Here is a 20,410-nt window from a genome sequence, read left to right as displayed (position 1 = left end):
ACAGAACAGCGTGGGGTGCGCCGGAATGAGAATGCGCCATGATAACAAAAGCCCCCGGGAAATCCCACGGGGGCGCTTGCGTTTCGGTGGAATTACTCAGGGATGAGCTTCAGGCGCATACGGCGCCAGCGCTTCCAGGCAAAAGGCACCACCAAGACGGCAACCGCTAAGATCAGCAGCACTTTGCAAATCAGACTTTCCCACAGGATCGGCAAATTACCGTTACTGATTGAGAGCGCGCGCCGCAGATTCTGTTCCAGCATTTCACCTAAGACAAAACCCAGGATCAGCGGAGACATGGGGAAATCCATTTTACGCAGAATATAACCAAAAACACCCAAGCCAACCATTAACAGCAGATCAAACGTGGTGCTGTGAACCGCATAGACGCCCACGGCGGAGATGGCCGCAATGGTGGGGACCAAAAACCACAGCGGAATCGTCAGCATGCGGGCAAACACGTTGATCATGGGAATGTTCATGATCAACAGCATGACGTTGCCAATCAACAGTGCGGCGATCAATCCCCACACGATGTCTGGCTGTTCAATAAACATCGCGGGACCGGGCGTGATGTTGTAGAGCGTTAACGCCCCCACCATGACTGCGGTGGTGCCTGAGCCGGGAATGCCCAGCGTAAGCATTGGAATAAAGGATCCGCAAGCCGATGCGTTGTTTGCCGCTTCTGGCGCCGCCACGCCGCGAATATCACCTTTACCAAACTGGTCGCTGCCGCTGATTTTCTTTTCAGTCATGTAAGCAATGGCGCTGGCGATGGTGGCACCTGCGCCGGGTAACACACCGACGAAGAAACCGATAAACGACGATCGCAGCGTGGCACCGGCCGTCATCGCGGCCTCTTTCATGTTGAACATCATGCGACCGCTGGCGCGCACCGCTTTCTGCCCAGAATGGGTGGATTCCAGCATCAACAAGATTTCACTCACCGAGAACAGACCAATTACCACCACCACAAACTGAATGCCATCAGAAAGATGCACACTGTCGAAGGTAAAGCGGTAAACGCCGGTATTCGCATCAACGCCCACGGTCGCCATGCCGAGACCGATTAATGCGGCCAGAAAAGATTTCAACGGATTTTGACTCATCATGCTGCCGAGGCAGGCAATCGCGAAAACCATCAGCGCAAAATATTCAGCCGGACCAAATGCCAGTGACCAGTTTGCCAGGAGCGGGGCGAATAAAATAATGCCGAGAATGGCAATGGTGGAGCCGACAAAGGAACTCACCGCGGAAATCGACAACGCTACGCCCGCTTTGCCTTGCTGCGCCATCGGATAGCCATCCAGCGCCGTCATAATGGCACCGGCATCGCCTGGCACATTCAGCAAAATGGATGAGATGCGACCCCCATATTCACAACCGATATAGACCGTTGCCAGCAAGATCAGCGCCGATTCCGCCGGCAAATGCAGCGCGTAAGCCAGCGGCATTAAAATAGCGACGCCATTGATCGGGCCGAGACCCGGCAACAATCCCACAATGGTGCCAATAAAACAGCCGATCAAGGCGATTATCAGGTTTTCGGGCGTCATGGCGACGGCGAAACCCTGCATCAAAAAAGACCAGGTATCCATGATATTCTCCTTAACTCAGCCAGCTGCCCATGGGCAGCGTCACGTCCAGCAAGCGGTCAAAGGCGTAAAACAGCGTCAACCCCATGATCACGCCGGAAAGCGCTGCCGCCCACCAACGTGCACCAAACAGCATGCCGATGCCAAACGTCAACAACGTGGTGCAGAGCGCGAAACCCAGTGTTTCAAATAGCCAGCCATAAAGCATCAGCATCAGCGCCAGTGCGACTAAACGCTTTAATGTGCCCTGAGTAGGCCATTGAATGGTGTCTGGTTTACGAAACAGCATCAGCAGGGCGCAGATCGCCATCAAACCCAAAATCGTCAGGGGAAAAGGGCGCGGGCCAACCGGTTCGTAGCTGTATTCGCTCTGAATTTGCCAGGCTATCACCATGCCGCCGAGGCAAAGTGCAAGCCAAATAGCCGCAAAAATACGATCGCTCATCATGTGCTCCGGTTATTTAGCCAGGCCGAAAGATTTCGCCTGATCGCGATAAGAGGCGACCTGATTTTTGACATAGCTGTCGAGTTCTGCACCAAACAGGTTGAATTCAAACAGACCGCGCAGATCGCGCTGTTTTTGAAATTCCGGCGTATTCACCATCTTTTTAAAGGCGTCTTGCCACCATTGATACTCGGCATCGCTGACTTTTGGACCCAAATAGAAGCCGCGAATAATCGGCCATTCGATGTTAAAGCCCTGTTCTTTAGCGGTCGGCACATTCGCCAGCGGGCCAGGCAAACGTTTATCCGCCATCACAGCCAGCACGCGCATTTTTCCACCTTGCAGATGCGGCACCATTTCGCTCATGTCGCCAGAAACCACCTGAATATGATTACCCAACAGCGCAGTAACCGGCTCGCCGCCACCTTCAAACGCGACGTAACGCATCTTGCGCGGATCAATGCCTGCTTCACGCGCCAGCAGCGCGGTTTTCATCCAGTCCTGACTGCCAATAGATGCGCCCGCGCCAACCACCACTTTGGTGGGATCTTTCTTCATCGCCTCCATCAGCTCACCAAGCGTTTTCCATGGGGCATCTTCACGCACTGCAATCATGCCGTAATCGGTGCCGACTGCTGCCAGCCACTTCACGTCGTCTACTGAATAGCGACCAAATTTGCCTTGAGAAAGGTTAAGCAGCGAGCCGCCGGAGAAGGCGACCACCGTGCCCGCTTCGGCGGGGCGCTGCGCAATAATGGCGTTGTAGGCAACCGCACCCACGCCGCCGGGCATGTAAGTGACGCGCATCGGTGAATCGATCTGTTTTGTCTCCTGCAATGACACTTGCAGGAGTTTGCAGGTCAGGTCAAAGCCGCCGCCAGGCTTGGCAGGCGCAATACATTCAGTACGTTTGGGCGCATCGGCGGCAAAAGTAGCGGGAACCAGTAATGCCAGTAGGGTTGAGGCTAAGGTGGTGCGGATTATTTTTTTCATCTTTCGCTCCCTTGTTCTTCCAGAGTGTGATTTCTGCCGAATATTCGGCGTTGCTGAATTGTTAAAACAGTTACCTTTCATTTACCTTTCACTGCCCGGAAATAATGACAGGATGTGATATGCGTCTCTTACTGGTTGAAGATACGGTTGAGCTGGCGCGCTGGTTGCAGAAAGCGCTAACGCAAAAAGGATTTGCCGTGGATTGGGTTGCGGATGGTGTAGCGGCGGATCACATGCTGCACAGCGAGGAATATGTTCTGGTGGTACTGGATGTTTCGCTGCCGCGTATGGATGGTATTGAGGTGCTAACGCGACTGCGTCGGCGCGGAAAAAATGTGCCGGTTTTATTGCTGACTGCGCGCAGCGCGCTCGACGATCGGGTGCGCGGCCTGAATCAGGGAGCCGATGATTACCTCACTAAACCCTTTGAGCTGGATGAACTGGAAGCGCGGTTACGGGCACTGTTACGGCGTAGCCAAACGCTTTCTGCGCAAAACCAGGCGCTAGGCCAGTTGACACGCGATCCTGAAGGCTATTTTTTGCTGGCGGACAAGCCGCTGGCGTTGACCCCGCGCGAAGCCAGCATACTTACAACCTTGATGCAGCGACGAGGGCGCCCGGTTTCACGCCAGCATCTTTATGAACAAACGTTTACCCTGGCTGATGATGTCAGCCTGGAAAGCATTGAGCTTTACGTACACCGGGTACGTAAGAAACTGGCCGGTAGCGATGTCGCGATTGTGACGCTACGCGGTCTGGGATACAGCCTGGAAACGGTGCCATGCGGCTAATCCGTTCACTGCGTGGCGAATTACTGGCGTGGTTGGGCTTGCCGCTCACGTTGTTGTGGGGTTTGTCGGTTTATACCCATTATCAAAGCGGGCTGGCTGCAGCCAATCAGGCTTATGATCGCTCATTGCTGGCCTCGGCGCGCACCGTTGCTGAACGCTTGGTGGTACGTAATCGTCATCTTGAAGTGGATGTGCCTTGGGTCGTGCTCGACAGCTTTGAGCGCAACATGAACGACCAGCTGTTTTACCAAGTGATTTCGCCGCAAGGTAAAACGCTGTCAGGTTATGACGACCTGCCGCCGATTCCACCCCATCACGCGCTTTCAAACGACTGGCCCGCGCTGGTGCATTTTTATGATGGCCGCTATCGACAGCAACCGATTCGCCTTGCTGCACTTTGGCAACCCATCAGCGAGGCGGGGGCAGAAGGTATGGCGCTAATTATCGTGGCTGAAACACTGAATTCGCGTCAGGAGTTTGCCCAAGGATTAATGCGTACGGCGCTGCTGAGTCAAAGCGTGCTGGTGCTGATGACGCTGTTACTGGCGGGATTGATGCTGCGACGCGTACTGCGTCCATTACGACGTCTATCGCGCATTGTTTTACGCCGCGATGTTAGCGAGTTAACGCCGCTTCCATCGTTGCCTTGGTCAGAATTACAGCCGTTGATTATTGCTTTTAATCGCTATCTTGAGCGGTTGCGTGGAATGATGGCGCGTCAGGATCGTTTTAGCGCTGACGCAGCACATCAACTGCGTACGCCGCTAGCAATCCTCAAAACTCAGGTAGGTGTCGCGATGAGCAGCAATTGCCCCGAGCAGTGGCGAGAGAGTTTACAAGGAATGCGACACACGCTGGATGACACTATTTTGCTCACCGATCGATTACTGCAACTGGCGCAAATAAAAGCGCGTCACGGCGAAGAGAAACAGCTGCCGCGCGTCGATTTAGCGGAGATCCTGCGGGATGCCTGTTTCAGCGGTTACACGGCGGCCCGGAACAAGCAGATCGATTTAGGTTATGAAGGCGATGAGAACAGCGAAGTCAAAGGGGATCGCCTGCTGCTGGGCGAGTTATGCGCCAATCTGCTGGACAATGCCATCAAATACACGCCGCTGAACGGGGTAATTACGGCAAGGCTACAGGGGAAAACATTAGAAATAGAAGACAGCGGGCCGGGCATCGACAGTGCGGAACAGGAAAAAGCCTTACAGCCCTTTTCCCGACTTGATCATGGCAGCTTGCAGCCTGGCGCAGGAATAGGATTGGCGTTGGTGCAGGATATTTGTGCATGGCATGGAGCGTTGATTGTCATGGATCGCAGTCCGCTACTGGGCGGACTGCGCGTCACTATCGCGTTTAAATCCGAGTGATACGGCTCGGTTTACGACCTGACAGCGGTGTTTTCAAACGCTGTGCCAAAATCACGCCAAACAGTGTCAAACCTCCGCCAATCCAGTGATAACTGTGCAACTGCTCATGCAGGAACAGCACGGCAATCAGCGCAGTAAATATCGGAATCAGATTCATAAATATAGTGGTGGTGCTGGCACCTAAACGCTGTACGCCATGAATCCACAAGAAAGGCGCAATGATTGAAGCAAACAGGCCCGCGAACGCCACCAACGGGATATTATGCAGATTCAGTGTTACGTCGGGTGCAAATAAAAAACCGGGTAACAGCAGCAGTACGCCAAACACGATCTGCATGTATAAGCTTTGCCAGATCGGCAGCGGTATTGCCCAGCGCTTGGTCAGCACACCATAAAGCGCATAAGAGGCGGAAGCCGACAGCATCATTAACTCACCTTTGCCTAATCCATGACTCAGCAACAGCGGTAAATTTCCCTCGCTGACCAGCCAAACTAAACCGGCAAATGAGATGATGCTGCCAAAAAGAATCCCCACCGTCGGGGCAATGCGCAGGATCACTACGCTTAACAGCACGGTAAGCAGCGGAATTAATGCGCCGATGATCCCCATAAACAGTGCACTGACGCTGTGCGCGGCGTAATAAGCCAGGCTTTGATACAACACCATGCCCAGCAGCCCAAGCAGCAGCAATTGCCCCAAATGCGGTTTAATCTGTCGCCGCTGACGCCATACGCCAGGCAAAATAAACGGCGTTAACACCAGCAGCGCTAACAGCCAGCGATAAAAAGAGATGGCGGCGGGATCAATAGCATCCGCCGACAACTTACTTACGATCGAATTGATCGACCAGATCATCACCGCAATCAGCGGAAACAAGAAACTCATAACGCTCTCCCGATACAGAATGGGCGCAGTGTACGCTTGTCCGGTTTTATTCAGATAGTTAATATCGGACAAAAATCTTTAATGACCGGACATAATGACTTCACAAATCACTTACCAGGCGCCAGTTGATGCCAATGCGCTGCGCTACTTCTTTCGTTTTGAGCAGGCCAATGCGCAAACCGAATATTTGCCGCACGCGCATAGCTGGGGCCAGGTGATCTTTGTGAAAAGTTATGTGCTGGAGATGCGGGTAGAAGGTGAACGGCTGCTCACGCCTGCCGACATCCCTATTTGGATCCCGCCGGGGCGAGTACACAGCAGCTATAATCATCGGCAGGCCCAATTTCGCACCTTTAACCTGGCCGCCGATCTGTGTGAAGGGTTGCCGATCAAAGCGTGCTTGCTGATTGTCGATCCGATCGTGCATGCCATTATGGATGAATTCGCCCGAGAGGAAATTGTGCTGCCCGTCAGCGACGAGCAGTTGCGGCTGTGTAATGTACTGCGCGACCGCTTGCGTCTCGCAGCCGTTCAGGAAAGCTATTTGCCTACGTCGGAAGATAAATTTTTGGCGCCAGTGCTGCACGCGCTGGAGGCCAACCCCGGTGATAACACTACGCTAGCAGCGTGGGCGGCCCGCGTTTTTACCACAGAACGCACGCTGGCGCGCCGCTGTCATCAGCAGCTCAATATGTCATTCAGCGAATGGCGTCAGCGGCTGCGTTTTTTGCGGGCGATTGCGCTGCTGGAGCAGGGCAACAGCGTGCAATCTATTGCTCACGATCTCGGATATAGCTCCGCTTCTGCGCTGATTGTCATGTTTCAACATCAAGCGGGCACCACGCCCGATCGCTACCGCACGCGGTTAGGCTAACGCGTGGCTTTGTGCCAGAATAACGCCCTTAAAGACAACAGACAGGAAAGCCGTGGTGAAGATTCTCGTCGATGAAAATATGCCTTATGCCCGTGAACTGTTCAGCCGCACCGGAAACGTGCTGGCGGTGCCGGGTCGTCCTTTACCGGAAGCCGAACTGGCAGATGCCGATGGCTTGATGGTGCGTTCAGTTACCAAGGTGAATGAAGCCTTGCTGGCGGGTAAACCGGTGAAATTTGTTGGTACCGCAACGGCGGGCACCGATCACATCGACGAAGTGTGGCTGCAACAGGCGGGGATCGCTTTCTCTGCCGCGCCGGGTTGTAACGCCATTGCCGTGGTGGAATATGTCTTTTCGTCGCTGCTGTTACTGGCGGAACGCGATGGTTTTCAACTGCGCGATCGCACAGTCGGCATCGTCGGCGTTGGCAATGTCGGCGGACGTTTACAGAAACGTCTTGAAGCCTGGGGCGTGAAAACCGTGCTGTGCGATCCGCCGCGCGCCGATCGTGGCGACGACGGCGATTTTTTGTCGCTGGATGAGGTGGTTAAACAGGCTGATATCCTGACTTTCCACACACCACTCTTTAAAGACGGACCGTATAAAAGCTGGCATCTGGCTGATTTAGCACTGTTGATGGCTCTTAAACCCAATACCATTCTCATTAATGCTTGCCGCGGCCCGGTGGTCGATAACGTCGCGCTGCTGGAAGTATTGAACATGCGATCGGATCTCAGCGTGATACTGGATGTATGGGAACCGGAACCGGATCTTTCATTGGCGCTGCTCGATAAAGTTGATATCGCCACCGCCCATATCGCGGGCTACACGCTGGAAGGTAAAGCGCGAGGTACCACGCAAGTGTTTGAAGCCTGGAGCGCGTTTATCGGGCAACCGCAGCAGGTGCCACTGAGCGAGTTATTACCGACACCGGAGTTCAGCAGCATTACGCTGCAGGGCGCGCTTGATCAGCCAACGCTGAAACGGCTGGTGCATCTGGTGTATGATGTGCGCCGCGACGACGCGCCTTTACGTAAAGTGGCGGCGCAACCCGGTGAATTTGATCGCCTGCGCAAGCAGTATGAAGAGCGCCGCGAATGGTCTTCGTTGCAGGTGATCTGCAACGATCGCGACGCTGCCGAGATGCTGGCGAAGCTGGGTTTTGATGCGCATTTGCAGGAGAGCTAATCTCATTTCCTTGTAATTTCCGTTGCAGAAAGGCGGCAAATGAGTGAACGCCAGGCACTTACCACAGTAAGTGGACAGGGTAAGCGCGAGTAACCAACGTATCTGCAATACGAAATATGACCGGGAAAAATCCGAATCCTTGGGCGGTGAATATCACCGCCTTCTGTTTTTATGTCATTGTCTGGAGTAAACCAACATGTCTGACGGCTGGAATATTGCGCTATTAGGCGCAACAGGCGCAGTAGGGAACGCTTTACTGGAGCTGCTGGCTGAACGCCAGTTCCCGGTTGGAGAATTGTATTTGCTGGCGAGTGAAAACGGCGCAGGTGAAACTAAACGTTATGAAGGCCGTTCTGTTCTGGTTCAGGACGCGGCAGGTTTTGACTGGTCACAAGCGCAGTTGGCGTTTTTTGTAGCCGGTCGTGAAGCCTCTTCGCGCTATGCAGATGAAGCCGCTAACGCGGGTTGTTTGGTTATCGACAGCAGCGAACTGTTTGCGCTGTCACCAGACATTCCGCTGGTAGTGCCAGATGTGAATGCGCACGTTTTGGCGGATTATCGCAATCGCAACATTATCTGCGTGGCCGATAGCCTGGTCAGCCAGTTGCTTACCGCACTCAAACCGCTGACTGACGCCGCCGGTTTAGGCCGCTTGCAGGTAACAAATTTGATTTCGGTTTCCAACCACGGCAAAGCGGCAGTGGATGCATTAGCGGGTGAAAGCGCGCGTTTGCTGAATGGCGTCCCGGCAGATAACCATTTTTATGGCCGCCAGCTGGCCTTTAACTTGCTGCCACAACAGGCCGATGCCGAAGGCAGCGTGGAGAGCGAACGTCGTCTGATCGATCAGGTACGTAAAGTGCTGCAAGACGAAGGCTTACCGATTGCGGTCACCAGCATTCAGGCGCCGGTGTTTTATGGCAACGCGCAAATCGTTCATGTTGAGAATCTGCGTCCGCTCTCTGCGGAAGAAGCGCGTGCTGAACTGGCGCTCACCGCTGATATCATCCTGAGCGAAGAAGATCAGGTGCCAACGCCTGTCACCGATGCATCAGGCAACAATGAATTAAGCATTGGCGGCGTGCGTAACGATTACGGTATTCCTGAACTGCTGCAGTTTTGGTCAGTCGCCGATAACGTCCGTTTTGGCGGTGCGTTAATGGCAGTGAAAACGGCGGAAAAGCTGGTGCAGGAGTATATGTACTAATGTCCGACAGTCAGACACAAAAACTGGCGCTCGGCATTGAGTATGACGGCAGCCGCTATTACGGCTGGCAGCGTCAGCAAGAAGTGCGCAGCGTGCAGGAAAAGTTAGAACGTGCGCTGTCAAAAGTGGCAGATCATCCGGTCACTGTTTTCTGCGCCGGACGCACCGATGCTGGCGTGCACGGAACCGGTCAGGTCGTGCATTTTGAAACCACATCGCAACGTGCTGACAGCGCATGGACGTTGGGCGTTAACGCCAATTTACCTGCAGACATCGCGGTGCGTTGGGTAAAATCGGTGCCGGATGAGTTTCATGCGCGGTTTAGTGCAACCGCCCGTCGCTATCGCTACCTGATATACAACCAGCGCTTGCGTCCGGCCGTGCTGAGCCGCGGCGTGACACATTTTTATCATCCGCTGGATGCTGAAAAAATGCAGCGTGCTGGGCAATGTTTGCTAGGGGAGAATGACTTCACCTCATTCCGCGCGGTGCAGTGTCAATCTCGTACGCCATGGCGCAACATGTTGCACCTTAACGTGACGCGTCAAGGGCCGTACGTCATCGTGGATATCAAGGCCAACGCCTTTGTGCATCATATGGTGCGTAACATTGTTGGCAGCCTGATGGAAATTGGCTGCGGCAATCAGCCAGAATCGTGGATGGCTACGCTGCTGGCAGCCAAAGATCGCACGCTGGCGGCGGCGACAGCCAAAGCTGAAGGGCTTTATCTGGTGGCGGTGGATTATCCATCCCACTTTGCGTTACCACAGCCGTCGATGGGACCGTTGTTCCTCGCGGATTAACCAAAAATTTAGGACAGGAAGAGAGCGTTATGGAGTTTATCCATTTTGTGGTCGATTTTATTTTGCACATTGATGTGCATTTGGCTGAATTGGTAGCGCAGTACGGCATTTGGATTTACGCCATTCTGTTTCTGATTTTGTTCTGCGAAACCGGTTTAGTGGTGACGCCTTTTTTACCAGGCGACTCACTGCTGTTTGTGGCCGGTGCGCTGGCGGCATTGCCGGGTAACGATCTCAATGTGCATCTGATGGTGACACTGCTGGTGATTGCGGCAATTCTCGGCGATGCGGTTAACTACACCATAGGTCGACTGTTTGGCGAGCGGTTGTTTAGCAACCCGAATTCCAAAATTTTCCGTCGCAGCTATCTGGATAAAACCCACGCGTTCTATGCACGTCACGGCGGCAAAACCATTATTCTGGCGCGCTTTGTGCCTATCGTGCGTACTTTTGCGCCATTTGTCGCCGGGATGGGGCATATGTCATATCGCCACTTCGCGTTGTTTAACATCAGCGGCGCGTTGTTATGGGTATTACTCTTTTCCTATGCGGGTTACCTGTTTGGCGATCTGCCGGTGGTACAGGAAAACCTCAAACTCTTGATCGTCGGGATTATCGTGGTCTCAATTTTGCCGGGCGTGATTGAAGTCTGGCGTCATCGTCGCCAGGCGAAGCAGCAAAAACAGCCGTAAGCGGCAAGGTTGCTCAGGGGTAAGACCAGATTTTTATCCACAGTCTGAACGGGTTGTGGTTTAATGAGCGAAATTTCCCGTCTGCTGAAGCCGTTTTCAGCAGCATCAAGACGACTGGACCAGGTCAGTTTCAACAGAAAGGTCATCAATGAGCTGGATTGAACGCATTCTTAACAAAAGCAATATTACGCCTGCTAGCCGTGCCAGTATCCCGGAAGGGGTTTGGACCAAATGCGATAGCTGTGGACAGGTACTTTATCGTGCCGAACTGGAGCGTAATCTTGAGGTCTGCCCGAAGTGTGACCACCATATGCGCATGCGCGCACGCGAACGTCTCACCACTTTTCTCGATCAGGGAACGCTGGTGGAGTTGGGCAGCGAGCTGGAACCGAAGGATCTCCTGAAGTTCCGTGACTCGAAAAAGTATAAAGATCGTTTGGTAGCCGCACAAAAAGCTACCGACGAGAAAGATGCACTTATCGTAATGAAAGGCCAGTTGCACAGCATGCCAGTGGTTGCGGCAGCATTTGAATTCACCTTCATGGGTGGCTCAATGGGGTCTGTGGTTGGCGCACGCTTTGTGCGTGCAGTTGAGCAGGCGCTGGAAGATAACTGTCCGCTGATCTGCTTCTCTGCCAGTGGCGGTGCGCGTATGCAAGAAGCGCTGATGTCGCTGATGCAAATGGCGAAAACCAGTGCAGCGCTGGCAAAAATGCAGGAGCGTGGTCTTCCGTACATCTCTGTGCTGACCGACCCAACCATGGGTGGGGTTTCTGCCAGCTTCGCGATGTTGGGCGATCTCAACATCGCGGAACCGAAAGCGCTGATCGGCTTTGCCGGCCCTCGCGTTATCGAGCAAACCGTACGTGAAAAACTGCCGCCGGGTTTCCAGCGCAGTGAGTTCCTGATTGAAAAGGGTGCGATTGATATGATCATTCGCCGCCCGGAAATGCGTTACAAACTGGCAAGCCTGCTGGCCAAAATGATGAATCTGCCGGCACCGCTGCTCGATGGCGACCAGTCTGCATCAACGACTGAGCCAGAAAGCAACGACGCCTGACAGGAGATAGAAAGGCGCGCCTGTCGCGCCTTTCACCAATGCACCGCATACCTCAGCGCTGATTCAGCCAGGTATAATTGAGCAAAACGGGACATATGGACAATCTTCACCTTCCTCAAGCCACGTCGCCTTTGGCCACGTGGCTTTATTATCTTGAGCACCTTCATTCTCAAGCTATCGACATGGGGCTGGATCGTATTCGCCAAGTGGCGCAACGTCTGGACCTGTTGAAACCTGCCTCTTTTATTTTCACTGTCGCCGGCACCAACGGCAAAGGCACTACGTGTCGCACCCTTGAAACACTGCTGATGGCGGCGGGTTATCGGGTAGGCGTCTATAGCTCGCCGCATCTGGTGCGTTATACCGAGCGCGTACGCGTGCAAGGACAAGAGCTGACTGAGGCGCTGCACACCGCCAGCTTTGCTGAAATTGAAGCCGGGCGTGGCGATATTTCGCTGACGTATTTCGAATACGGCACGTTATCGGCGCTGAAGCTGTTCCAACAAGCGCAGCTCGATGTGGTGATCCTCGAAGTGGGCCTTGGCGGTCGTCTGGATGCCACCAATATTGTTGATGCTGATGTTTCGGTCATCACCAGCATTGCGCTCGATCACCTTGACTGGCTGGGGCCGGATCGTGAAAGCATTGGCCGTGAAAAAGCAGGTGTGTTTCGCGCAGGCAAGCCCGCTATTGTTGGTGAGCCGGATATGCCGCTTAGCATCGCTGCGGTCGCCAATGAGAAAGGCGCACAGCTGATTCAGCGCGATCGTGACTGGTCTTATCGTCAACAGGCAGAAAGCTGGTCGCTGCGAGATGCGTGGGGCGAGCTGAATGATTTACCGCTGCCGCAAGTGCCGTTGCCGAATGCCGCCAGCGCTATCGTGGCGCTGCGTGCTTCCGGTTTAAACGTCAGCGAAGACCAAATTCGCGCTAATTTACCGCTGGCTATTTTGCCTGGTCGCTTTCAAACAGTAAGCGAATCGCCGCGCGTTATCCTGGATGTGGCGCACAATCCTCATGCGGCAGCTTACCTTGCATCTCGCCTTGCGACGTTAGCGAATAAAGGTGCGGTGCATGCGGTGGTTGGCATGCTGCATGATAAAGATATTGCCGGCACGCTGGCCGCTTTAGCGCCTCAGGTTAATCACTGGTATTGCGCGCCACTGGATGGCCCACGTGGTGCAACGGCCCAACAGCTGATGTCACATTTACCGCAGCAGGCGCAGGCCTTTGCTGACGTAGAGCACGCCTGGCAGCACGCACGCGAGCAGGCGAAGCCACAGGACATCGTACTGGTGTGTGGATCGTTCCACACCGTGGCACAGGTCATGGAATCGATGGAAACGGAGAAAGGGCGTGGCGAGTAAGTTTCAAAACCGTCTGGTCGGTACCATTATTCTGGTCGCGGTTGGCGTGATTGTGCTGCCGGGGCTGCTGGATGGACAGAAGAAGCATTATAAAGAAGAGTTTGCCGCGATCCCGTTGGTGCCTAAAGCAGACGATCAGCAGGACAGCGAAATGGTACCGCCGGTAACGCAGTCACTGCCTGCACAACCGCCGGAAGGCGCGGGTGCCGCCGTTGATAACAACGGTGGTAAATCCAATAGCGTGGCTGAGCATGGCAGTATCAAACCTGGCGATGACAGCCAGCCGAGTGTGGTGACACCACCACCGGTGCATCAGACTGCGCCGTCCCAGCCGGTCAGCCAACCTAAACCGAAGCCGATTGAGCCGCCAAAACCTAAACCTGTGGAACAGCCGAAGCCAAAACCTGTGGAGCAGCCAAAACCGAAACCGGTTGAGCAACCCAAGGCGGCAGAACAGCCTAAAACCACGGAAAGCAGTGCGCCAACGGGTCAGGCTTATGTGGTGCAGCTCGGTGCGTTGAAAAATGCCAGCAAAGTAAACGAAATTGTTGCACAGCTGCGTTTGTCGGGTTATCGCGCCTTTACCGTTCCGTCTTCGCCGGTGCAGGGACAAATTACCCGTATCTATGTCGGCCCGGATGCGTCAAAAGCCAAAATGCAAGAGGCGGTTTCTGAGCTCAAAAGTATCTCCGGTTTAGGCGGTGTGGTTAAGCCATACAGTGCACACTAAAAAGGGTTATTGATGCTGCTTATAACAACAATAGGCAGCATCTTTTTAGTGATAGCATTTACGGTTAAAGAGTGGAAATCAGGTGAAATGATTTGATTTTCAACGGGTTAATAAATTGTAAGTCCATTGGGCGAGTGAAGATTTTTTCATCGCCTTTTTTATGGAAACAGAACTGGAAAACCGCTACGCAAACGTTTTCTTTTTCTGTTAGAATGCGCCCCGAACTGGATGCAGGGGCGCAATTGCGCTGGAAGTATTCATGATCTGGATTGATTACGTCATTATTGCGGTAGTTGGTTTTTCGGCTCTGGTCAGCCTGGTTCGCGGGTTTGTCCGGGAGGCCTTATCTCTCGTTACCTGGGGATGTGCGTTTTTTGTCGCCAGTCATTATTACGCCTTTCTTGCAGTCTGGTTTACAGGTTTTGACGACGAACTGGTTCGTAACGGTATCGCCATCGGTGTGCTGTTCGTTGCTACCCTAATAGTGGGCGCGATCGTGAACTACGTTATCGGCACGCTGGTAGAAAAAACCGGCTTGTCGGGAACCGACCGAGTATTGGGCGTCTGTTTCGGGGCGTTGCGTGGTGTGCTGATCGTAGCCGCTATGCTTTTCTTTCTCGATACATTCACGGGGTTTTCAAAAAGCCCCGACTGGCAACAGTCTCAACTCGTTCCCCAGTTCAGTTATATAATCAGGTGGTTTTTTGATTACCTGAAAAGCACGTCGAGTTTTTTACCCCGGTGACGCCATCGGGAGTGCGGCTTAATGAGGAAATGACAACATGTGCGGTATTGTCGGTATCACCGGTTTCATGCCGGTAAACCAGTCGATCTATGACGCGTTAACGGTGCTCCAGCACCGCGGGCAGGATGCCGCAGGCATTTGTACTATCGATGCGCTGAATTGCTTCCGCCTGCGTAAGGCAAACGGTCTGGTCAGCGACGTTTTCGAAGCACGCCACATGCAGCGTTTGCAGGGCAATATGGGCATCGGTCACGCACGTTACCCAACGGCGGGCAGCTCCAGTGCCTCTGAAGCACAGCCATTCTACGTAAACTCGCCGTACGGCATTACTCTGGCACATAACGGTAACTTGACCAACGCGCATGAACTGCGCGCACGCCTGTTTGAAAAGGGCCGTCGTCACGTTAACACCACCTCAGATTCTGAAATTCTGCTGAACATTTTTGCGGCAGAACTGGATCGCTTCCCGCATGATCCGCTGGAAGCTGACAATATTTTTGCCGCTGTGGCTGCGGTGCACCAGCAGGTGCGCGGCGCCTATGCTGTGGTTTCGATGATTATCGGTCACGGCATGGTTGCCTTCCGCGATCCAAACGGCATTCGCCCGCTGGTATTGGGCAAACGCGTTATCGCAGATGGCCGCACCGAATACATGGTCGCTTCTGAAAGCGTCGCGCTTGATACGCTAGGCTTTGAATTTATCCGTGACGTTGCGCCGGGTGAAGCCGTCTACGTTACTGAGCAAGGGCAGCTTTCAACGCGTCAATGCGCTGAAAACCCAAAGAGCAATCCATGCTTGTTTGAGTATGTTTACTTCGCTCGCCCAGACTCTTTCCTCGACAAAATTTCTGTCTACAGCGCACGTGTTCGCATGGGCACCAAGCTGGGCGAAAAGATTGCACGTGAATGGGAAGATCTGGATATCGATGTGGTGATTCCGATCCCGGAAACGTCAACCGATATCGCGCTGGAAATTGCGCGCATTCTGGATAAACCGTATCGCCAGGGTTTTGTGAAAAACCGCTACGTTGGCCGTACCTTTATTATGCCAGGCCAGCAGTTACGTCGCAGCGCGGTTCGCCGCAAGCTGAACGCTAACCGCGCCGAGTTCCGTGATAAGAACGTCTTGTTGGTCGATGATTCCATTGTGCGTGGTACCACCTCAGAACAGATCATTGAGATGGCGCGTGAAGCGGGTGCAAAACGTGTTTATCTGGCTTCCGCCGCCCCGGAAATCCGTTTCCCGAACGTGTACGGCATTGATATGCCGAGCGCAACTGAGTTGATTGCTCACGGCCGTGAAGTGGATGAAATCTGCCAGTTGATCAAAGCGGATGCGCTGATTTTCCAGGATCTTGATGATTTGATCGAAGCGGTACGTGAAGAGAACCCAGACATCACGCAGTTTGAATGCTCGGTGTTCAACGGCATCTACGTGACGAAAGATGTTGATCAACAGTATCTGGAATATCTCCAGTCGCTGCGTAATGACGATGCAAAAGCAATTGCACGTCAAAACGAAGTGGAGAATCTGGAACTGCATAACGAAGGGTAATCTCCGGCGTTGATGCAAAAAGAGAAGGCGAGAGAAATCTCGCCTTTTTTATTTATTCCTTAAGCCGCGTTATGATGGCGCACTCAAAAAATAGCAAGGCTGAACTATGAAACGACTCATCATTGGCATCTCGGGTGCAAGCGGCGTGATTTATGGCGTGCGCATGTTGCAGGTTTTGCAGCAGGTCGCTGAGGTGGAAACGCATTTAGTGATGAGCAATGCGGCGCGCCAAACGCTGGGTTTGGAAACCGATTACAACGTACGCGAAGTACAAGCGCTGGCTAATGTGGTGCATGACGTGCGCGATATTGCGGCAAACATCTCTTCAGGATCGTTTAAAACGCTTGGCATGGTCATTCTGCCATGCTCAATGAAAACCTTATCTGGCATTGTTCACAGCTACAGCGACTCCTTGCTAACGCGCGCTGCCGATGTCGTACTCAAAGAGCAGCGCAAGCTGGTGTTATGCGTACGCGAAACGCCGCTGCATGTCGGTCATTTACGCATGATGACCACCGCTGCTGAGCTCGGTGCGATCATCATGCCGCCGGTTCCCGCTTTTTATCATCGCCCCGTTACGATTGATCAGCTCGTAGATCAAACAGTTAACCGTGTTATTGACCAGTTTGACATCGAATTACCGCACGATCTCTTCACGCGCTGGCAAGGTGCATAGCATTAATTAATTGCACCTTTATGGTGCGTAAGCGCGCCGAAGATCACTGTTCGTGCATTTGATGCACCAAAAGTTAACAGCGTCTCTTTTTCTGGATGACATCACTGATATATTCCTCCTACACGCCTAGCGATTTCGCCTATGTAGCGTAACGTTTAGTGCGCGGATAACTTGCAGAACTGGCATGAAACATGCAGATTAATTTGCGCAAACACATCACGTAGCACATAACAAAAAGCACTTCACTTGAGGGTAATCTATGAAAAAGCGTGTTCTGGCTCTTTCTCTGATGCTGGGCTTGACCAGCGCCGCCAGCGTGTTCGCCGCGGTGCCGGGTTCAATCCGTATTGGAACTGATCCAACTTACCCGCCGTTTGAGTCGAAAAACGCGCAAGGACAGTTAGTCGGCTTTGATATCGATCTCGCCAACGAAATCTGTAAACGTATCAACACCAAGTGCACCTACGTTGAAAGCGATTTTGATGCGCTGATCCCATCGCTGAAAGCGAAAAAAATTGATGCCATTATCTCTTCACTTTCCATCACAGCTAAACGTCAGGAAGAAATCGCCTTTTCTGAGAAGTTGTATGCCGCTAACGCGCGTTTAGTCGCGCCGAAAGGGTCAACTATCCAGCCGACCATTGATTCGCTGAAAGGCAAAAACATTGGTCTGCTGCAAGGCACCACGCAGGAAACCTACGCCAATGAAAACTGGCGTGCGAAAGGCGTTACCGTAACGCCTTATGCTAATCAGGATCTGGTTTATCAGGATCTGAATGCAGGCCGCATCGATGCCGCTTTCCAGGACGAAGTGCAGGCGAGCGAAGGTTTCCTGAAACAACCGGTTGGTAAGAATTACACCTTTGCGGGTCCAGCAGTGAAAGATGACAAAATCTTTGGTGTAGGCACCGGTATGGGCTTGCGCAAAGATGATGCCGAGCTGAAAACTGCCATCGACAAAGCTGTCGATGAGATGCGCAAAGATGGGACTTACGACAAAATTGCTAAAAAGTACTTTGATTTCAATGTATACGGTGACTGAGTAAAACCTGTCTACTTTATCCCTGGTTCTTTGTGACACCGACGAGCTGGCTGTGCTCCATCCTCTCATGATCCACGAGGCTAAGCGCACCAACCGTCTGTGATACTGATTACCGGGATAAAGCTGCCCGCTGTGAATGGCGGGCAGCTATCCGTTTTCACCCCATGACAGGATCATTTTCATGCTGTATGGCTATTCTGACGTAATTCTTAGAGGCACCTTAGTCACGCTGGAGCTGGCGCTTAGTTCAGTGGTGCTTGCGGTTGTCCTTGGACTGCTAGGCGCAGGCGCTAAAGTCTCTCGCAATCGTCCATTAGCGATGATCGCTAATGGCTACACTACCTTGATTCGTGGTGTTCCAGACCTCGTTTTAATGCTGCTGATCTTCTACGGTTTGCAGATCGCTCTTAACCAACTCACCGATGCACTCGGACTAAGCCAGTTTGATATCGATCCGATGGTGGCCGGTATTATTACGCTCGGCTTTATCTACGGCGCTTACTTTACCGAAACCTTCCGTGGCGCATTTTTAGCGGTGCCAAAAGGGCAGATAGAAGCGGCAACGGCATTCGGTTTTACCGGTTCGCAGGTTTTCCGCCGTATTTTATTCCCGGCGATGATGCGTTATGCGCTGCCTGGCATTGGCAATAACTGGCAGGTGATTTTGAAAGCGACGGCGCTGGTGTCGCTGCTCGGACTGGAAGACGTGGTTAAGGCTACGCAGCTGGCGGGCAAAAGCACCTGGCAACCGTTCTATTTTGCGATTGTCGCTGGGGTGATTTATTTAGTGTTTACCACACTGTCGAATGGTGTGTTGTGGTGGCTGAATCGCCGCTACACGGTGGGTGTTAAAAGGGCAGAGTTATGATTGATATTATTCAGGAATACTGGAAAGCACTGCTCTGGACTGATGGTTATCGTTTCACCGGCGTGGCGATCACGCTGTGGCTGTTGATCCTTTCGGTCGTGATTGGCGGTTGCCTGGCCGTGTTGTTAGCCATTACGCGCGTCTCGCCAAACCGTTGGGTAAGTACGCCGGTATGGCTGTTCACGTACGTCTTCCGCGGCACACCGCTTTATGTGCAGCTGCTGGTATTTTATTCCGGCATGTATACGCTGGAGATTGTGAAAGGAACTGAGCTGCTAAACGCTTTTTTTCGTAGCGGGCTGAACTGTACATTACTGGCTTTCACGCTGAATACCTGCGCTTACACCACCGAAATTTTTGCCGGGGCTATTCGTTCCGTGCCGCATGGTGAAATTGAGGCCGCGCGTGCTTACGGCTTTTCAAATTTCAAATTGTATCGCTGCATCATTCTGCCTTCTGCGCTGCGCACCGCTTTGCCGGCCTACAGCAATGAAGTGATATTGATGCTGCACTCCACGGCGCTGGCGTTTACCGCCACGGTTCCCGATTTGTTGAAAGTGGCGCGTGATATCAACTCCGCCACCTATCAACCCTTTACCGCATTTGGTATTGCCGCCGTGCTTTATCTGATTATCTCTTACGTGTTGATCAGCTTGTTCCGCCTCGCGGAGCGTCGCTGGCTGGCGCACGTGAAACCCTCTTCATCGCATTGAGTAAGACATATGGCTGAAAATAAATTAAGCGTCACCGAATTGCACAAACGTTACGGTGAACATGAAGTGCTGAAAGGGGTCTCATTGCAGGCCGATGCTGGCGACGTGATCAGCATCATTGGGTCATCCGGTTCAGGGAAAAGTACCTTTTTACGCTGCATCAACTTCCTCGAAAAGCCGAGTGAAGGCACCATTGTGGTTAACAATGAGCAGATCGCGCTGGTGCGCGACACCGATGGACAGCTAAAAGTCTCTAACAAAGAGCAGCTGCGTTCACTGCGTACTCGCCTGACCATGGTGTTCCAGCACTTCAATCTCTGGAGCCACATGACAGTGCTGGAAAACGTGATGGAAGCGCCGATCCAGGTGTTGGGCCTGAGCAAAGCAGAGGCGCGCGAACGCGCCATTAAATATCTCGATAAAGTCGGCATTGATGCGCGAGCCTGCGCTAAATATCCGGTACACCTTTCTGGTGGACAGCAGCAACGTGTTTCGATTGCGCGCGCGTTGGCGATGGAGCCGGAAGTACTGCTGTTTGATGAACCCACCTCGGCACTCGATCCCGAATTAGTCGGTGAAGTGCTACGTATCATGCAAAAGCTGGCTGAAGAGGGCAAAACCATGGTGGTGGTGACGCATGAAATGGAATTTGCCCGTCACGTTTCCAGCCACGTTATCTTTCTGCATCAGGGCAAGATCGAAGAGCAAGGGCCGCCAGCCGAACTGTTTGGCAACCCAAAAAGCACACGCTTGCAGCAATTCCTCAAAGGTTCACTGAAATAAACGTTTTCCCGCGTCTTCGGGCG

At 53.0% G+C, this 20,410-nt stretch carries 21 protein-coding genes; 17 read left to right on the top strand and 4 right to left on the bottom strand.

The features are described 5' to 3' along the window. Window positions 1–92 precede the first annotated feature (92 nt). Genes ACF2G4_RS08710 through ACF2G4_RS08700 form a run of 3 tightly spaced genes read right to left on the bottom strand, consistent with a single transcriptional unit; the run spans window position 93 to window position 3,033 of the window. Complete coding sequence (locus tag ACF2G4_RS08710) at window positions 93–1,598, bottom strand: tripartite tricarboxylate transporter permease (RefSeq protein WP_243077501.1); 1,506 nt, start codon at window positions 1,596–1,598, stop codon at window positions 93–95. A 10-nt stretch (window positions 1,599–1,608) separates the two neighbouring features. Further along, on the bottom strand, window positions 1,609–2,040 hold the full coding sequence (locus ACF2G4_RS08705; RefSeq protein WP_243077502.1) for a tripartite tricarboxylate transporter TctB family protein: 432 nt from the start codon (window positions 2,038–2,040) through the stop codon (window positions 1,609–1,611). Window positions 2,041–2,052: 12 nt separating this feature from the next. Then, window positions 2,053–3,033, bottom strand: coding sequence for a tripartite tricarboxylate transporter substrate binding protein (locus tag ACF2G4_RS08700; RefSeq protein WP_243077503.1), 981 nt, complete (start codon window positions 3,031–3,033; stop codon window positions 2,053–2,055). A gap of 119 nt (window positions 3,034–3,152) precedes the next feature. Here ACF2G4_RS08700 and tctD point away from each other — a divergent pair, with 119 nt between their 5' ends. Both tctD and ACF2G4_RS08690 read left to right on the top strand, forming a co-directional pair. After that, on the top strand, window positions 3,153–3,824 hold the full coding sequence (gene tctD, locus ACF2G4_RS08695) for a transcriptional regulator TctD (protein WP_409075880.1): 672 nt from the start codon (window positions 3,153–3,155) through the stop codon (window positions 3,822–3,824). After that, the gene (locus ACF2G4_RS08690) at window positions 3,815–5,197 is read left to right on the top strand and encodes a sensor histidine kinase (protein WP_409075879.1); all 1,383 of its coding nucleotides are present in this window, start codon (window positions 3,815–3,817) and stop codon (window positions 5,195–5,197) included. Before tctD ends, ACF2G4_RS08690 begins: the two co-directional genes overlap by 10 nt. Here the strand turns inward: ACF2G4_RS08690 and ACF2G4_RS08685 are convergent. Further along, window positions 5,184–6,083 carry a DMT family transporter gene (locus tag ACF2G4_RS08685; protein ID WP_409075878.1) on the bottom strand — a complete coding sequence of 300 codons (900 nt, stop codon included), beginning with the start codon at window positions 6,081–6,083 and terminating at the stop codon, window positions 5,184–5,186. The genes ACF2G4_RS08690 and ACF2G4_RS08685 overlap by 14 nt on opposite strands. Before the next feature lie 94 nt (window positions 6,084–6,177). Here ACF2G4_RS08685 and ACF2G4_RS08680 point away from each other — a divergent pair, with 94 nt between their 5' ends. The 15 genes from ACF2G4_RS08680 (at window position 6,178) to hisP (ending at window position 20,387) form a co-directional block, all read left to right on the top strand. Further along, window positions 6,178–6,957, top strand: coding sequence for a helix-turn-helix domain-containing protein (locus tag ACF2G4_RS08680; protein ID WP_409075877.1), 780 nt, complete (start codon window positions 6,178–6,180; stop codon window positions 6,955–6,957). A gap of 55 nt (window positions 6,958–7,012) precedes the next feature. After that, window positions 7,013–8,146: a 4-phosphoerythronate dehydrogenase PdxB gene (gene pdxB / locus ACF2G4_RS08675; RefSeq protein ID WP_215846072.1), complete on the top strand. Its 1,134-nt coding sequence runs from the start codon at window positions 7,013–7,015 to the stop codon at window positions 8,144–8,146. Between the two features lie 196 nt (window positions 8,147–8,342). Next, window positions 8,343–9,353 (top strand): aspartate-semialdehyde dehydrogenase, encoded by a 1,011-nt coding sequence (locus ACF2G4_RS08670; RefSeq protein ID WP_215846073.1) that lies wholly within the window; start codon window positions 8,343–8,345, stop codon window positions 9,351–9,353. Next, window positions 9,353–10,156, top strand: a complete 804-nt coding sequence (truA, locus tag ACF2G4_RS08665; RefSeq protein ID WP_243077506.1) for a tRNA pseudouridine(38-40) synthase TruA — start codon at window positions 9,353–9,355, stop codon at window positions 10,154–10,156. The genes ACF2G4_RS08670 and truA overlap by 1 nt, the downstream gene beginning before the upstream one ends. Before the next feature lie 29 nt (window positions 10,157–10,185). Beyond that, a complete protein-coding gene (locus ACF2G4_RS08660; RefSeq protein WP_215846074.1) occupies window positions 10,186–10,848 on the top strand; it encodes a DedA family protein in 663 nt (220 codons plus the stop codon). Window positions 10,849–10,996: 148 nt separating this feature from the next. Further along, window positions 10,997–11,908 (top strand): acetyl-CoA carboxylase, carboxyltransferase subunit beta, encoded by a 912-nt coding sequence (gene accD / locus ACF2G4_RS08655; protein WP_215846076.1) that lies wholly within the window; start codon window positions 10,997–10,999, stop codon window positions 11,906–11,908. Between the two features lie 95 nt (window positions 11,909–12,003). Continuing rightward, window positions 12,004–13,275 (top strand): bifunctional tetrahydrofolate synthase/dihydrofolate synthase, encoded by a 1,272-nt coding sequence (folC, locus tag ACF2G4_RS08650; protein WP_215846077.1) that lies wholly within the window; start codon window positions 12,004–12,006, stop codon window positions 13,273–13,275. Further along, window positions 13,265–14,005, top strand: a complete 741-nt coding sequence (gene dedD / locus ACF2G4_RS08645; protein ID WP_243077507.1) for a cell division protein DedD — start codon at window positions 13,265–13,267, stop codon at window positions 14,003–14,005. Before folC ends, dedD begins: the two co-directional genes overlap by 11 nt. 259 nt (window positions 14,006–14,264) lie before the next feature. Beyond that, on the top strand, window positions 14,265–14,750 hold the full coding sequence (gene cvpA, locus ACF2G4_RS08640; RefSeq protein ID WP_243077508.1) for a colicin V production protein: 486 nt from the start codon (window positions 14,265–14,267) through the stop codon (window positions 14,748–14,750). 37 nt (window positions 14,751–14,787) lie between these two features. Continuing rightward, window positions 14,788–16,305: an amidophosphoribosyltransferase gene (gene purF, locus ACF2G4_RS08635; RefSeq protein ID WP_215846080.1), complete on the top strand. Its 1,518-nt coding sequence runs from the start codon at window positions 14,788–14,790 to the stop codon at window positions 16,303–16,305. Window positions 16,306–16,411: 106 nt separating this feature from the next. Next, window positions 16,412–16,981, top strand: coding sequence for a UbiX family flavin prenyltransferase (locus tag ACF2G4_RS08630; protein ID WP_409075876.1), 570 nt, complete (start codon window positions 16,412–16,414; stop codon window positions 16,979–16,981). A gap of 259 nt (window positions 16,982–17,240) precedes the next feature. Further along, window positions 17,241–18,023 (top strand): lysine/arginine/ornithine ABC transporter substrate-binding protein ArgT, encoded by a 783-nt coding sequence (gene argT / locus ACF2G4_RS08625; protein WP_243077510.1) that lies wholly within the window; start codon window positions 17,241–17,243, stop codon window positions 18,021–18,023. 181 nt (window positions 18,024–18,204) lie between these two features. Beyond that, window positions 18,205–18,891: a histidine ABC transporter permease HisQ gene (locus ACF2G4_RS08620; protein ID WP_215846081.1), complete on the top strand. Its 687-nt coding sequence runs from the start codon at window positions 18,205–18,207 to the stop codon at window positions 18,889–18,891. Next, on the top strand, window positions 18,888–19,604 hold the full coding sequence (locus tag ACF2G4_RS08615) for an ABC transporter permease (RefSeq protein WP_409075875.1): 717 nt from the start codon (window positions 18,888–18,890) through the stop codon (window positions 19,602–19,604). The genes ACF2G4_RS08620 and ACF2G4_RS08615 overlap by 4 nt, the downstream gene beginning before the upstream one ends. Before the next feature lie 9 nt (window positions 19,605–19,613). Next, a complete protein-coding gene (gene hisP, locus ACF2G4_RS08610) occupies window positions 19,614–20,387 on the top strand; it encodes a histidine ABC transporter ATP-binding protein HisP (protein ID WP_243077512.1) in 774 nt (257 codons plus the stop codon). Window positions 20,388–20,410 lie beyond the last annotated feature (23 nt).

The organism is Pantoea phytostimulans, from assembly GCF_046118715.1.
GTDB classification, from domain to species: domain Bacteria; phylum Pseudomonadota; class Gammaproteobacteria; order Enterobacterales; family Enterobacteriaceae; genus Pantoea; species Pantoea phytostimulans.
Note: the sequence above shows the minus strand (reverse complement) of the source record. Positions and strands in the feature narration are given on the sequence as shown.